We start from the raw sequence: 13641 nt of genomic DNA on the forward strand, positions 1-13641 counted from the left end.
TGAATTTTTTTGCCCAAAAGCTTGTTTTGAACTTAACTTTCTTTTTATATTTGCACCACCAATGCGAAAGTAGCTCAGTTGGTAGAGCTCCAGCCTTCCAAGCTGGTTGTCGCGAGTTCGAGCCTCGTCTTTCGCTCTAAAAATAAATAATTTTTAGATTTTTATTTTTTTAGAAATTAAAATTATTTATATTTGCACCCTGTTAATGCGAAAGTAGCTCAGTTGGTAGAGCTCCAGCCTTCCAAGCTGGTTGTCGCGAGTTCGAGCCTCGTCTTTCGCTCTTCAAAAGCCGCAAACATTGTTTTGAGGCTTTTTTGTTTTTATTCTTTTTTAAAACCATATAAATTAATAAGTAAGTTTTCTGCAAAAGCTTTATTGAATGAACTTATATAGTTTATATGGTGGAAAAATTATTTCAAAGTGCTTAAGTCGCTTTCAGTTTCTAATTCAACTGGGGTTTCGTTTTGTTTGAATAAACGCGCCGTAAGATTTCCTTTCAAAGTGATTTTTTCTCCTTTTACTTCTAGCCAGCTTCCTTCTCTTAAACCTAAAACGGGAATCGAATTGAAAGCATGAAATTCTTTGATTCTGGTTTCGCGCGTTTCTCCCATATGTTTTGACTGTAAATCTGGATCTAAATAATGCGGATTTAAGTTAAATGGAATTAATCCTAAAGTTTGGAAACTTGGAGGATAAATGATAGGCATATCATTTGTTGTTTGCATTGATAGTCCGCAAATGTTGCTTCCGGCACTAGTCCCTAAATATGGCGTTCCATTTTTTACAGTTTCAGAAAGAAGCTGCATAATGTTATGTCTATATAATTGTGTTACCAGTAAAAAAGTGTTGCCTCCGCCTGTAAAAATTCCTTCTGCATTTTTAATAGCTTCTTGAGTATCTTCAAATTCGTGAATTCCTTTTACGGTAATATTGATTTTTGCAAAAGCTTCAGAAACTTTTTGAGTATAATCGTCATGCGAAATGCCGCTAGGACGCGCATATGGAATAAATAAAAGATTTTTGCAATTTTTAAAATGAGATTGTAATGTCGGTAATAAATACTCTAAGTAACTGCCTTCGTGGAGGGTAGAAGTGCTGGCAATAATAACGCTTTTCATAATTTTTAAAATCAGATTCTGTAGGCTAAAGATATTAAAAACTCTGATTTTGATGATGATTATCAGGCTTTAATTAACATATTTTTACCAAGTCCTTAATACTAAATTTGGAATACATTAAGATATTTTTACGGCTTTAAGAATAATTTTAAATTTTCATTATTTTGATAAATAAAATTGCTTGTTTTTTACTTGTTGTTTGGGGGCAAAATGTTAGCTCGCAAGTTCAGGAACGAACTTTAATCAGTGGAAAAATCGCTTCCGGCAATTCTGACCTGGAAGGTGTTTACGTGGTTAATGCTCAGACTGAAGCAATGACTGTGACTGATGCTTTAGGGAGTTTTTCGATTTTAGCAAATGCAGGTGATACGCTGGTTTTTTCATCAATTCAATTTAAAGAAAAAAGAATTTTATTAACTGTGGATAATTTTTCTGATATTGATTTTACTGTTAGATTGAGTATGGTTATGCATCAATTACAAGAAGTTGTGGTCAGGAATTATAATGGAATAAATGCGGAGTCACTAGGGATTGTTCCATATGGACAAAAAACATATACTCAGGCCGAAAGAAGATTGCATACGGCGACAGCTTTAAATCCTGAAGCGAACAGTAGCAATGGTATGGCAGGAGGATCTATTTCGGCAGATCCATTGCTGAATTTTTTCTCGGGAAGAACAGCTATGCTTAAAAAAGAAGCCGAAGTAGAGAAAAAAGAAGCTTTTATGAAACTTTTGGAGCGAATGTTCAGTTTAGAGCATTTTGTTGACCGATTGAAAATTCCTTTGGAATATGTAAAAGGGTTTGAATATTACGCAGTTGAGAATGATAAGTTTACCGTTATTTTAAATTCAAAAAATAAAACATCAACCGAATTTTTGCTAGCAGAATTGGCTACTAAATATAAAGAAATGATTGCAAGTGAAATCAAATAATACTTTACATATAATCTTCTTTTTGTTTTTGATTCAGTTTGGTTTTGGTCAAAATTTGGTCAGAAAAGAAATTCTCGGGCAAATTTTTGAACAATCAACTTCTGTTGATGGCGTGAATATTATCAATAACACAACGCAGGTTTCGACAATTTCAGATGTAAACGGAATGTTTTCTATTGCTGTTAAGGAAGGCGATGTGCTTGTTTTTTCATCTGTAAATTTAGATCCGCTTAAACATAGAATTACTGTCGAAGATTTGGCTCTGGATAAACTTCAGATCAAAATGACAGCTAAAGAAATTGAGTTGAAGGAGGTTGTTGTAAATGAAAATCCCTCTATTACTACTGAAAACCTTGGAATTGTTCCGCAAGGACAAAAAACGTACACGCCTGCAGAGAGAAAAGTTTACACAGCCACTTCGACCTCAATTGATAAAATATTGAATAAAATTTCTGGACGTACTGCAATGCTCAAAAAAGAAGTGGTTGTGGAGAAAAAAGAAATGCTTTTTAGGAAACTAGAATATCTTTTTGAAGAGAATTATTATACGGAAAGATTGAAAATTCCTGTCGATGACATCAAAGGATTTCAATTATTTTGTGTGGATGATGCTCAATTTGCCGTATCTTTGAATACAAAGAACAAAACAATGAGTATGTTTTTGATCACAGATTTAGCCAGAAAATATCTAATTATCCTCGAAAATGAAAAATAGTTTATCAGTATTCGTTGTTTGCTTGTTTTGTCAAATTGCGTTGGGGCAAAATACGGCCAGGATACCACTTCATGGACAAGTGGTAAATACATCATTATCAATAGAAAGTGGTCATGTAATGAATATTAATGCGAACACCAGAACGTTTATAGGGGCTGGAGGTTTGTTTGATATTTTGGCAAGACCAAAAGACACTTTAGTGTTTACGGGAATGGCTTTTCAGTCAAAAAAAATTGTATTGACTGAAAAAGATTGTGCTCAAATTCTTTTTGTTGTGCCATTAGATTTGGTAAACAACCAACTGAAAGAAGTTGTTGTTCATAAAGAGTTAAAAGTTAAAACGTTAGGGGTAGGGTCGCAGGCAATTGTGGATATGCAATTTGAAGATGACAAACAGTCGACGGCGAAAAATACGGTCATGTATTCTGATCAGACTATTAAATATGGAACTGATTTTGTTAGAATTTTTAAAGATGTCAAAAAACTTTTGAGGAAAAAGGACGATGTAAAAGAAGAAGAAATATCAGACATTGCTTTTGTTGCTTATACCAAAGATAATTTCAAACCTGATTTTTTCACTAAAACCTTAGAATTAAAAGAAGATGAAATAGATTTGTTTTTAATGTATTGCTCTAATGATCCAGAATCTAAAAGACACGTTAATCCTGATCAAAAATTTGAGTTGATTGACTTTTTAATCAATAAGAATAAAGAATTTAAAAAATCGAACGTTGTTCAAAAATGAAAAATAGATTAATTTATCCTTTAATTGGGATATTGTTTTTATCGCTTTCTGCATTCGCATTTCATAAGTTTTATATGGGTGTTTTTCAGGTGAATTATGCCTCTGAAAAAAAAATGATTCAAATCACTTCCCGCATTTTTGTAGACGATTTGAATAAGGGTTTAGAAAAAAAATACCATAAAAAAACATTTGTCGGTACTGATAAGGAAACTCCTGAAGATGTTGAGCTTTTAAAAAAATATTTGGCTGAAAATTTTATTATTAAAGTAAACGGTCAGTCAAAAGCAATAACTTTTTTATCTAAAGAAGTGGAGTCAGATGATGTGTTGGTTTGTTATTCCCGAATAAAAGATATTGATAAATTTAAAACACTCGAAATTTTAAACTCTATTTTGGTTGATTGGAATGCTGAACAACAAAACATTACACATATTTCAGCATTTGGTACCAAAAAGAGTGTGCTTTTTACAGAATCTTCAAGGAAAGAAGTGTTAAAGTATTAATGGGAGGGTGAAATTATCATTTTAATTGTTATTTTCACACCCTGATAAAATTACCATTAAGCTTTTATGAAAAAACTTTCATTATTATTACTTTTTCCTGCAATGCTAGTTGCTCAGGAAAAAGCAAATACACCAACAGTTCCAAGGCAACAAGGAAAGTACGACACAAACAAATTCAGTCAAATGTATGATTTGCTGGCAACTCCAAATATGTTTCGTACGGCATCTGGAGCACCAGGACCAGCGTATTACCAACAACAGGCTGATTACAAGATTGATATCGAACTTGATGATAAAAATTCTAAAATAACAGGTTCTGAGGTTATTACTTATTCTAATAATTCACCAGACAGTTTAGAATATTTATGGATTCAGCTGGATCAAAATCAGGCAAGAGCAAACGGACAAACTTCTTTAGCAGAAGGAGAAAAACTTAATCAGGTTTTGCCGCTTGAAGGATTTGCAAATAAATACCTTAAAAAAGATCTAGAGCGTGGATTCAACATTGAGCAGGTAAAAGATGCTAAAGGAAATCCGATGTCTTATACCATCAACGAAACAATGATGCGTATTAATCTTGCATCGCCTTTAAAGCCAGGAGAAAAAATTTCTTTAGCTATTAAATGGTGGTACAACGTTAATAATTATAGAAAAGAAGGCGGACGTTCTGGTTATGAATTATTCGAAAAAGACGGAAATAAATTATATGTAATTGCACAGTTCTATCCTAGAATGGCAGTTTATAATGATGTTGAAGGCTGGCAAAATATGCAGTTTTGGGGAAGCGGAGAGTTTGCTCTTCCTTTCGGAAACTTCGATGTAAATATTACAGTTCCTGCAGATCACGTAATTGATGCAACAGGAGAATTAATGAACAGAAGCGAAGTTTTTACTGCAGAACAAGTTAAGCGTTACGAGCAGGCTCAAAAATCTTTTGACAAACCTGTTGTAATTGTAACTCAGGCTGAAGCTGAAGCAGCTGAAAAAGGTTTTTCTGAAAAGAAAAAAACTTGGAAATTCAGCGCTAAAAACGTACGTGATTTCGGAATTGCATCTTCAAGAAAATTCATCTATGATGCAATGGCGGTAAAATTAGGCGGTAAAATTGTTATGGCTGAATCTGTTTATCCAAAAGAAGCTAATCCGCTTTGGGGAGAAACTTCAACAATGACAGTTGCACATACTTTAAAAAGCTATTCATCTCACACATTTGATTACCCTTATCCAAAAGCAGTTTCTGTTTCGGCAGAAGATCAAGGAATGGAATATCCAATGATTTGCTGGAATTTTGGTCGTCCTGACGAAAATGGAGTAACAAGCAAAGAGGTGAAAAACGGAATGATTGGTGTTGTTATTCACGAAGTAGGACACACTTTCTTCCCAATGATTGTAAATTCAGACGAACGTCAATGGACTTGGATGGATGAAGGTTTAAACTCGTTCTTAGAATATTTAGCTGAACAAGAATTAGATCCAAATTTCCCATCAAGACGTGGGCCAGCTAAAAATATTGTTCCTTACATGAGCGGTGACCAAAAGTTTTTAGAGCCAATTATGTCAAACTCTGAAACAATTGCTCAATTTGGAAATAACGCTTACGGAAAACCAGCTACAGGTCTTAATATTTTAAGAGAAGTGGTTATGGGAAGAGAATTGTTTGATTATGCATTCAGAACATACGCAAACAGATGGAAATTCAAACACCCAACTCCAGAAGATTTCTTCAGAACAATGGAAGATGCTTCAGCTGTTGATTTGGATTGGTTTTTCAGAGGATGGTTTTACTCAACTGATTTCGTAGATATTGGAATTAAAGACGTAAAACAATATTATGTTTCTGAAACTCCAACTGCTGATTTAAAAGATGTTAAAGTTAGAAAAGGACGTTTTGGTTTAGACAAAGGACCTTTTGTTTACTTAGTTTCTGGAGATAATGCAGAAGTTAACGCTTCTAGCAAAAAAGCATTAAAAGTTGATGACGTAAAATTATTATCTGATTACGTAAATCAGTCTTTTACAGCAGAAGAAAAAGCAGGTTTAAAATCTCCCAAATATTTCTACGAAGTAGAGTTCAATAAACCAGGAGGAATGATTATGCCGATCTTAGTAGAGATTACTTACGAGGATGGTTCAAAAGATAATTACCAATATCCAGCACAAATTTGGAGAAAGAATAATGATACAGCTAAAAAAGTTTATGCGACTTCAAAAGCAATCAAAAGTATCCAGATTGACCCAAAATTAATGACTGCTGATATTGATGTAACAAACAATGCTTGGCCAAAAACAGAAGAAAAATCAAAATTTGATTAAGAATAAAACGAAAAAGACTCTGAAAAGAGTCTTTTTTTTTAAGTAAATTTTAAAACTCTACGCAGCAAAATTTAATATCTTTGTGACCACGTAAAAATAAAAGATATGTTCGGTATAGGAGGAGGAGAATTAGTTTTCATACTGTTTATAGTGCTAATGCTTTTTGGTTCAGATAAAGTGCCAGAAATTGCCCGTACAATGGGAAAAGCTATGGCGCAATTAAAAAATGCAACTAACGATATTAAAAGCGAGATTCAAAAAGGAGCCGAGGCAAATGGTCTTGACACCAAATCGCTTAATAGTATAACAGGCAATATCAATGCTCAGATCAATGAGGCAAAATCCAATATCATAGGAGATTCAGGAAATCTTTTAGGAGATACTGCCACAGAAATTGATAAAGTAAAAGAAGATATTGATTCACTTTCGGGACCTATAAAACGTCAAATGTAATATGCTTGAAAAAATACAAGAATTAGATACCAATCTCTTTGTGTATCTGAATGGTTTAGGTTCTGAAACATACGATAAACTTTGGCTGATTATTACACAGCAGTTGTATTGGACACCACTTTTTCTATTGATGTTTTATCTTATTTATAAAAAAATAGGAGGAAAACAAACCTTGTATTTATTGCTTTTTATTGCCGTTTTGATCGCTTTCACAGATCAGACTTGTAATTTATTCAAACATACTTTTGAGCGCTTGCGTCCATGTAATAATCCTGAATTAAAATCGATTATTCGTATTGTTCAGGTTAGACAATCCTATAGTTTTTTCTCTGGACATGCTGCAAATACTATGGCTGTTGCAACCTTTTTATTTTTGGTTTTAAAAAGTCGTTTCAAGTATTTAGGATTTATCTTTTTATGGCCGTTAATTTTTGCTTACAGCCGTATTTATTTAGGATTGCATTATCCAGGTGATATTTTGGCTGGATATTTCTTCGGAGCACTTTTTGGGTCTTTGATTTATTTAGTGTACAGAAAATTGAAACCACAATATTTTCCAGGATAGCTTTAGCAGCTTTTCCAGCTTTCCATTTCATCCCGATAGCTATCGGGATTATTAAAAAAAATATTTTCTAAACCATAAAACGAGCTTCCGTTGGTCGCTGTTTTTTGGCAACAAAAATTATTTTTTTAGTTCCGGGCTTTTCACTTCAATCTGGGCTAGGACTTGTTTTATGTAGAATCAATTTTGGATTATTGTTTTTTCACTCCATTCCAATCCATTAGGAAGTTCTTGTTTACTGAATTCGATATGAATGACTCTTCGTCTTTCATTATTTGTGGTTTTGTTTGAAGCATGAAACAATAGCGGTTTCATAATCATAATGCCACCTTTTTCAACTTCGCAAATAGTTTCTTTCTCTTTTTTGAAATCAAGATTTTCAATTCTCAAAATTCCTTTTGAATGAGAATTATTGATGACTTTTAAAGCACCATTATCTTTGGTCGTTTTGTCAATGTGAATTCTGATAGTGAAATTGTTTTCTAAAATTTCTGTAGGAGGCTGTACTGCAAATTGATTTTGCTTTATTGTCCAATTTTCGAAATTTTCAACATCAATTTTCTTATCAACCGAAATTGTCAAATCCTGATGATAAGCAACAAACCAATTTGATTTTTCAGGCTTGTCAAAATAAATGGATTTGGTTATGAAATAGCCTTTTCCAAAGATTGGCTCAATAATGTTCTGCAAATTTTGGTTAAAAATATAAGGCAATGTTTCAGGAATTTCTTTATGAAATTGTCTGATAGCAAATAAATCCTGAGATTTCCTGAAAGTATCATTTTCAGGATTGTTTTCTGTTTTATTTTCAATCAATGAAATTAGATTTTCAATTTCATTTTCTGTAAAAACATTATTTATTATTGAGAAACCCTCATTTTCTACTTCGTTTGAATACTTCATTTAAATAGATTTTAAAAAATGTAAAAAGAAAAACTTAGTGTCTCAGTATCTTGGGAAACTTAGAATCTTTTTTAAAGTACTCTGCTTACTGTCAATCCATCACGAATGGGTAATAAAACCGTTTCAACTCTAGGATCATCTTTTAAAAGCTGATTGTATTCTAAAAGAACTTTTGTACTGATATCATTTGGATGAACTGGTTCCAGAATTTTTCCGCTCCACAAAACATTGTCGGATAAAATAATACCACCTTTATTCATTTTCGGAACAATCATTTCCCAATAATTCAGATAATTTTCTTTATCGGCATCAATAAAAACCAAATCAAATTTTACATCCAAAGTCGGAATAATATCAATCGCTTCGCCCAAATGCTGAAAAATCTGTTTTCCCCAAGGCGAGGCATCAAAATATTTTCTCTGAAAATCAACTAATTCTTCCTTAATATCAATAGTATGAAGTTGCCCATTTTCCTGCATTCCTTCGCATAGACATAAAGCTGCATAGCCTGTATAAGTTCCGATTTCAAGAATATTCACAGGACGGATCAGTTTAGACAACATACTCAAAACACGCCCTTGAAAATGCCCGCTCAGCATTCTTGGCAAAAGAATTTTTTGATACGTTTCTTTATTAAGTTTTGCTAATAAAGCCGGTTCGTTTTCTGAATGCTGTTCGATATAATCTTCAAGTTCCTGTGAAATAAAATGCATTTGTAAAGTCTTATAAATTTGATGCAAAAATACAAAAATAATAGCTCTTTTTTGGACATAAAAAAACCATTCGTTTTGGCGAATGGTTTTCGATTCAATTTTAAATGAAATTATTTTTTCAATGCTTCATTTACTTCTTTTGCTGTTTTTACAGTTCCGTCTTTTGCTGCTTTTGCTGCATTTTCAACTTTTTGAGCGCCTTTTTTAGTGGCATCTTTTACATCGTCGGCTGCTTTTTTGGTTGCAGTTTCAACATCATCTGCTGCTTTTTTTGTTGCGTCTTTAACATCCTGAGCGGCACTTTCAGTTTTGCTTACTGCGCTGTCTTTTACTTCTTCAATATCTGTTGTCAATGAGTCAACTTTGTTTCCAAGAGTTAATTCTTCATCTGCAGGTTTTGGTTCTTTTTTCTCGCATGATTGTACAGCGAAAGCTAATAAAGCAACAACAGCTAAGCTTAAAATTTGTTTTTTCATAATGAATTGTCTTTTTAGGTTTATTAAAAAATAAAAGGTTATATCGTTGAAATAATAAAAATACAAATTTTAAAATTGTTGCGCGCTTTGTAAGATTATATTTCTTTTAGGTGCAAGACAATTCCTGTGCCAAATTTTTCTGTTTAGGACTGAAACCAATTTACTTTAAGATTTTTTTAACTCCTTGCTAAACATCTTATTTTATAACCAAAACATTTTCATTTCTTGCAAAATCAGTTAATGTAATATTAAAAAGAACAGTAATTTCTTTACCAGCTCTTACAACTCCAAGCGCTGCTGATGGAGGAGTCATTTCAAAATCAGTAAAATTCATTCGGTTTGATCCTTGAAGTACAAAAGTGTCGTTGTCATTGGTCATTACTTTTGCCTGAGTTTTAAAATCCTTGCTAACACCTGCAATAGTAAAAGTCCCGATTAAAATCCATGTTGTTTCATTTACTTTATCAGCAGATTTTAAAACATATTTGATGTTTTTATGTGTTTTCGTGTCCAAAGTTTCATAAGCCACGTCATCCATGCTCGTTTTGCTGCTTTTTATGCTTTCGGCTGGTAATGTTATAGATAAGTTTTTGATGTCTGTTAATTTTGAATCGGTAATAGTTAAAATTGCACTGCCGGTTCCATCTGAAGATCGCATTACCCAATCGTGTATATTAGATGTTCCAGCTACTTCAAAAGTTGATTTTGTCAAAGAATATCTTTTTTGAGCGTTTGCTTGTATTGATAATGTAATAACTACGGCTAATAAAATTGATTTGATCGTTTTCATTTGTATGTGGTATTTAGTTAAATCTTGATAGTTTATAATTCAGTTTGGCTTTAATTATAAATACTATCTTTTTCTTGGATCAAATGTATTACGAACAAATCGGGCAAGAGCTGATAAAAATCATGGTTAGGATTTTATTAAAAACGTATAATTAAAATGCAATATTCATAAAGTTGATTTTTTTTATAGAATGTCGTTTACAATCAATTTTAACCTTTTGTTGTTTGATTTTTCAAGATTGAACTATAGTTTATAACATTAGAAATGAACAAATAACTTAACTTTGCACCATGCAAATGGAGAAAAAAGACATAAGAGCCTTATCAAAAGAGCAATTGCGCGATTTTTTTGTCGCAAATAATGACAAAGCTTTCCGCGGAAATCAGGTTTATGAATGGTTGTGGAGTAAGGGAGCACATAGTTTTGAAGACATGACCAATGTTGCCAAAACAACGCGTTCAATGCTTGAAGAAAATTTTGTAATCAATCATATTAAGGTTGATACGATGCAACGCAGCAGTGACGGAACAGTAAAAAATGCTGTTCGTTTGCACGATGGTTTGGTGGTAGAATCAGTTTTGATTCCGACAGAAACCAGAACAACAGCCTGTGTTTCGAGTCAGGTGGGTTGCAGTTTAGATTGTAATTTCTGTGCTACTGCGCGATTAAAGCGCATGCGAAATCTGGAACCTGGAGAAATCTACGATCAGATTCTGGCAATTGACAAAGAAAGCCGTTTATATTATAATCACCCGCTTTCAAATATTGTTTTTATGGGAATGGGTGAGCCTTTGATGAATTACAACAATGTCATTAAAGCAATCGATATGGTTACATCTTCTGAAGGTTTAGGAATGTCGCCAAAACGTATTATGGTTTCGACTTCAGGAATTCCGAAAATGATCAAAAAAATGGCCGATGATGAAGTGAAATTCAAATTAGCTGTTTCACTTCATTCGGCAATAGATGAAATTCGTGCGAAGATTATGCCTTTCAGTAAAAATTTCCCTTTGAAAGATTTGCGTGAAGCATTAGAATATTGGTACCGAAAAACAAAAAGCAAAATATCCTACGAATATGTTGTCTGGAAAGGAATCAACGATGATAAAGCTTCGGTTGATGCGTTGGTTAAATTCTGTAAATATGTTCCTTGTAAAGTCAATTTAATCGAATATAATCCAATTGATGACGGAGAATTTCAACAAGCTTCAGAAGAATCAATTATGGCTTATATAAAAGCTTTAGAGAATATTGGAGTTGTGGTGAAAGTAAGACGCAGCCGAGGAAAAGATATTGATGCAGCTTGCGGGCAATTGGCAAATAAAGAAGCTTAATTTTATATTTTTTTAATAATTAAAAAAGCATTAAAAACGAGAAATATTCTTGTTTTTAATGCTTTTTCTTTGGGCAAAAAGGATTATTTTTTCAAATCAACTTCTTCTGTTACGCCATCTTTTGTAATTGTTGCAAGTGTATCACATGTTCCGTCGCCATAATCAACAACAGCTGTAGCTCCGTTTTTGGTTACAGATAAAACTCCTTTTACAGGAATAGATTTTTTGCATGATGCTTTAAATTGCAATGGGGTAGTAATTTCAGCAGAAAAAGTATCTCCGTTAGGGAAAGTTGTTGTTCCGCTTCCAGTTACTAAATAAGCATTATCATCCCAGTTGAACCAAGTATCAAAACCTTCGACCTGTTCTTTAACCAGTGTGCCTTTTCGAGTATAAACGCCGCCGTCATCAAAAGTAATTGTCATATCGATTGCGGCAGTAAAAACCGGATGTGCAGTTGCAAGTAAATCGGTTGTTTTTACAGTTCTTACTATGCTTTTGCTTCCTTGAAGTTTTTTGCCATTATGATAAAATCCATCAAAAGTATAACTAATGGTTTGTGTTGAAGTCGAAAAATCATTAGAAAAAGAAATAACCATTTTTCCTTTTACTGTATTTCCGTTTTCAAGTGTGCAGCCTTCAACACCAAAATCGACAGTTCTTGTCCAGGTATTGTTTGTTAAGACTGTTGTAATCGTAGCACAACTCGGAAGGAAATTTTTTACCGGTCCGCTTGGTTTTGCAGTTACGTTTTGTTGTGCGCTAAATTGATCTTCGGCAATATTTGTAACATCATCAATTGAGGCGTCAATTTTTGAATTTTTGATGATTTCATCCTTTGTAATTGCTGCAGATGATCCGTCATTTGTTTTTTCATCAGAGTTACAGCTGACAAAAAAAGATAAAGCTGCTAATGTTCCAATAAAGAAAATTTTTGTTTTCATAATAAATTAGTTTTGTGTGATTTTAATTAATGAACTCAAATTAGGCTTTAACTAGAATGTTTTTTGGTGGTGAATTTATATTAGTAAGCAAATTGTTGATATACTAACATAAAATAGACAACGTTTTTTTATTAAAAATAGTATATTTGAAATCGAAATGAATATTACTTCCCAAATAAAACAGCCTATTTTTAACGAAATGGAACTTTTCGAAAAAAAGTTTCATGAATCGATGACTTCAAAGGTTGCACTGCTGAACCGAATTACGTATTATATCGTAAATCGAAAAGGAAAGCAGATGCGCCCAATGTTTGTTTTCTTGACCGCAAAAATGGTTTCTGGAGGTATTGTAAACGAAAGAACGTATCGTGGTGCTTCGGTAATCGAATTGATCCATACTGCAACTTTAGTTCATGATGATGTGGTTGACGATAGTAATCGCCGTCGCGGATTTTTCTCGATCAACGCGCTTTGGAAAAACAAAATTGCCGTTTTAGTTGGAGATTATTTACTTTCAAAAGGCTTGCTGCTTTCTATTGATAATGGCGATTTTGATTTACTTCGAATCATTTCTGTTGCCGTTCGGGAAATGAGTGAAGGTGAATTGCTTCAAATAGAAAAAGCAAGAAGACTTGATATTACCGAAGATGTTTATTACGAAATTATCCGAAAAAAAACGGCGACACTTATTGCAGCCTGTTGTGCGCTTGGCGCGAAAGCTGTAATTGAAGATGATGCTCAGGTTGAAAACATGCGTAAATTCGGCGAATTGATCGGAATGGCATTTCAAATAAAAGATGATTTATTTGATTATAGCGAAGAAGCCATCGGAAAACCAACAGGAATCGATATTAAAGAGCAAAAAATGACTTTGCCTTTAATTCACGTTTTAAATACTTGTACGCCACAAGAAAAAAAATGGCTGATAAACTCCATTAAAAATCACAACAAAGACAAAAAGCGCGTAAAAGAAGTTATCGCCTTTGTAAAAGACAATAATGGTTTGGCTTACGCCGAAAACAAAATGGTCGAATTCCAACAAGAAGCACTTTCATTACTTCAAAACTTCGAAGATTCTGAGTATAAAGACGCTTTGACTTTGATGGTTAATTACGTTATTGAAAGGAAGAAATAATT

General features: G+C 33.2%; 15 protein-coding genes and 2 tRNA genes. 11 read left to right on the plus strand and 6 right to left on the minus strand.

The annotated features are described in order from the left end of the window. Positions 1-63 precede the first annotated feature (63 nt). Together FN795_RS10190 and FN795_RS10195 are read left to right on the plus strand one after the other, a co-directional pair. A tRNA-Gly gene (locus FN795_RS10190) sits at positions 64-136 on the plus strand. Positions 137-207: 71 nt separating this feature from the next. Then, a tRNA-Gly gene (locus tag FN795_RS10195) sits at positions 208-280 on the plus strand. Positions 281-410: 130 nt separating this feature from the next. On the opposite strand, the gene pepE is transcribed toward FN795_RS10195, so the two are convergent. After that, positions 411-1118 carry a dipeptidase PepE gene (gene pepE, locus FN795_RS10200; RefSeq protein ID WP_142450496.1) on the minus strand — a complete coding sequence of 236 codons (708 nt, stop codon included), beginning with the start codon at positions 1116-1118 and terminating at the stop codon, positions 411-413. 164 nt (positions 1119-1282) lie between these two features. Here pepE and FN795_RS10205 point away from each other — a divergent pair, with 164 nt between their 5' ends. From FN795_RS10205 to FN795_RS10235, 7 genes are all read left to right on the plus strand, one after another. Next, positions 1283-2053, plus strand: a complete 771-nt coding sequence (locus FN795_RS10205) for a carboxypeptidase-like regulatory domain-containing protein (protein ID WP_142450497.1) — start codon at positions 1283-1285, stop codon at positions 2051-2053. Continuing rightward, positions 2040-2768, plus strand: a complete 729-nt coding sequence (locus tag FN795_RS10210) for a carboxypeptidase-like regulatory domain-containing protein (protein ID WP_142450498.1) — start codon at positions 2040-2042, stop codon at positions 2766-2768. The genes FN795_RS10205 and FN795_RS10210 overlap by 14 nt, the downstream gene beginning before the upstream one ends. Next, a complete protein-coding gene (locus FN795_RS10215) occupies positions 2758-3513 on the plus strand; it encodes a hypothetical protein (protein ID WP_142450499.1) in 756 nt (251 codons plus the stop codon). Before FN795_RS10210 ends, FN795_RS10215 begins: the two co-directional genes overlap by 11 nt. Beyond that, positions 3510-4016 (plus strand): DUF6702 family protein, encoded by a 507-nt coding sequence (locus tag FN795_RS10220; protein WP_142450500.1) that lies wholly within the window; start codon positions 3510-3512, stop codon positions 4014-4016. The genes FN795_RS10215 and FN795_RS10220 overlap by 4 nt, the downstream gene beginning before the upstream one ends. A 66-nt stretch (positions 4017-4082) precedes the next feature. Then, positions 4083-6329: a M1 family metallopeptidase gene (locus FN795_RS10225; protein WP_142450501.1), complete on the plus strand. Its 2247-nt coding sequence runs from the start codon at positions 4083-4085 to the stop codon at positions 6327-6329. A 105-nt stretch (positions 6330-6434) separates the two neighbouring features. Next, the gene (locus FN795_RS10230; protein ID WP_026730602.1) at positions 6435-6782 is read left to right on the plus strand and encodes a Sec-independent protein translocase subunit TatA/TatB; all 348 of its coding nucleotides are present in this window, start codon (positions 6435-6437) and stop codon (positions 6780-6782) included. 1 nt (position 6783) lies between these two features. Further along, entirely contained in the window at positions 6784-7347 is a 564-nt protein-coding gene (locus FN795_RS10235; RefSeq protein WP_142450502.1) for a phosphatase PAP2 family protein, read from the plus strand. Positions 7348-7524: 177 nt separating this feature from the next. Here the strand turns inward: FN795_RS10235 and FN795_RS10240 are convergent, their stop codons facing one another. From FN795_RS10240 to FN795_RS10255, 4 genes are all read right to left on the minus strand, one after another. Then, entirely contained in the window at positions 7525-8247 is a 723-nt protein-coding gene (locus FN795_RS10240) for a phytanoyl-CoA dioxygenase family protein (protein ID WP_142450503.1), read from the minus strand. A 71-nt stretch (positions 8248-8318) separates the two neighbouring features. Next, positions 8319-8960 carry an O-methyltransferase gene (locus FN795_RS10245; RefSeq protein ID WP_142450504.1) on the minus strand — a complete coding sequence of 214 codons (642 nt, stop codon included), beginning with the start codon at positions 8958-8960 and terminating at the stop codon, positions 8319-8321. 110 nt (positions 8961-9070) lie between these two features. After that, positions 9071-9436, minus strand: a complete 366-nt coding sequence (locus FN795_RS10250) for a hypothetical protein (RefSeq protein ID WP_142450505.1) — start codon at positions 9434-9436, stop codon at positions 9071-9073. Positions 9437-9632: 196 nt separating this feature from the next. After that, entirely contained in the window at positions 9633-10226 is a 594-nt protein-coding gene (locus FN795_RS10255) for a YceI family protein (protein ID WP_142450506.1), read from the minus strand. A 290-nt stretch (positions 10227-10516) separates the two neighbouring features. Between FN795_RS10255 and rlmN the strand changes: the two genes are divergently transcribed. Beyond that, positions 10517-11560: a 23S rRNA (adenine(2503)-C(2))-methyltransferase RlmN gene (rlmN, locus tag FN795_RS10260; protein WP_142450507.1), complete on the plus strand. Its 1044-nt coding sequence runs from the start codon at positions 10517-10519 to the stop codon at positions 11558-11560. An 83-nt stretch (positions 11561-11643) separates the two neighbouring features. On the opposite strand, the gene FN795_RS10265 is transcribed toward rlmN, so the two are convergent. Beyond that, positions 11644-12504, minus strand: a complete 861-nt coding sequence (locus FN795_RS10265) for a hypothetical protein (protein WP_142450508.1) — start codon at positions 12502-12504, stop codon at positions 11644-11646. 157 nt (positions 12505-12661) lie between these two features. Here FN795_RS10265 and FN795_RS10270 point away from each other — a divergent pair, with 157 nt between their 5' ends. Beyond that, entirely contained in the window at positions 12662-13639 is a 978-nt protein-coding gene (locus FN795_RS10270) for a polyprenyl synthetase family protein (RefSeq protein ID WP_142450509.1), read from the plus strand. Positions 13640-13641: the final 2 nt, after the last annotated feature.

The organism is Flavobacterium resistens (assembly GCF_900182645.1).
Lineage (GTDB): Bacteria > Bacteroidota > Bacteroidia > Flavobacteriales > Flavobacteriaceae > Flavobacterium > Flavobacterium resistens.

Coding starts and splice junctions, on each gene's coding strand:
- pepE (WP_142450496.1), bottom strand. CDS start 1,118: ATGAAAAGCGTTATTATTGCCAGCACTTCTACCCTCCACGAAGGCAGT.
- FN795_RS10215 (WP_142450499.1), top strand. CDS start 2,758: ATGAAAAATAGTTTATCAGTATTCGTTGTTTGCTTGTTTTGTCAAATT.
- FN795_RS10220 (WP_142450500.1), top strand. CDS start 3,510: ATGAAAAATAGATTAATTTATCCTTTAATTGGGATATTGTTTTTATCG.
- FN795_RS10225 (WP_142450501.1), top strand. CDS start 4,083: ATGAAAAAACTTTCATTATTATTACTTTTTCCTGCAATGCTAGTTGCT.
- FN795_RS10230 (WP_026730602.1), top strand. CDS start 6,435: ATGTTCGGTATAGGAGGAGGAGAATTAGTTTTCATACTGTTTATAGTG.
- FN795_RS10235 (WP_142450502.1), top strand. CDS start 6,784: ATGCTTGAAAAAATACAAGAATTAGATACCAATCTCTTTGTGTATCTG.
- FN795_RS10240 (WP_142450503.1), bottom strand. CDS start 8,247: ATGAAGTATTCAAACGAAGTAGAAAATGAGGGTTTCTCAATAATAAAT.
- FN795_RS10245 (WP_142450504.1), bottom strand. CDS start 8,960: ATGCATTTTATTTCACAGGAACTTGAAGATTATATCGAACAGCATTCA.
- FN795_RS10250 (WP_142450505.1), bottom strand. CDS start 9,436: ATGAAAAAACAAATTTTAAGCTTAGCTGTTGTTGCTTTATTAGCTTTC.
- FN795_RS10255 (WP_142450506.1), bottom strand. CDS start 10,226: ATGAAAACGATCAAATCAATTTTATTAGCCGTAGTTATTACATTATCA.
- rlmN (WP_142450507.1), top strand. CDS start 10,517: ATGCAAATGGAGAAAAAAGACATAAGAGCCTTATCAAAAGAGCAATTG.
- FN795_RS10265 (WP_142450508.1), bottom strand. CDS start 12,504: ATGAAAACAAAAATTTTCTTTATTGGAACATTAGCAGCTTTATCTTTT.
- FN795_RS10270 (WP_142450509.1), top strand. CDS start 12,662: ATGAATATTACTTCCCAAATAAAACAGCCTATTTTTAACGAAATGGAA.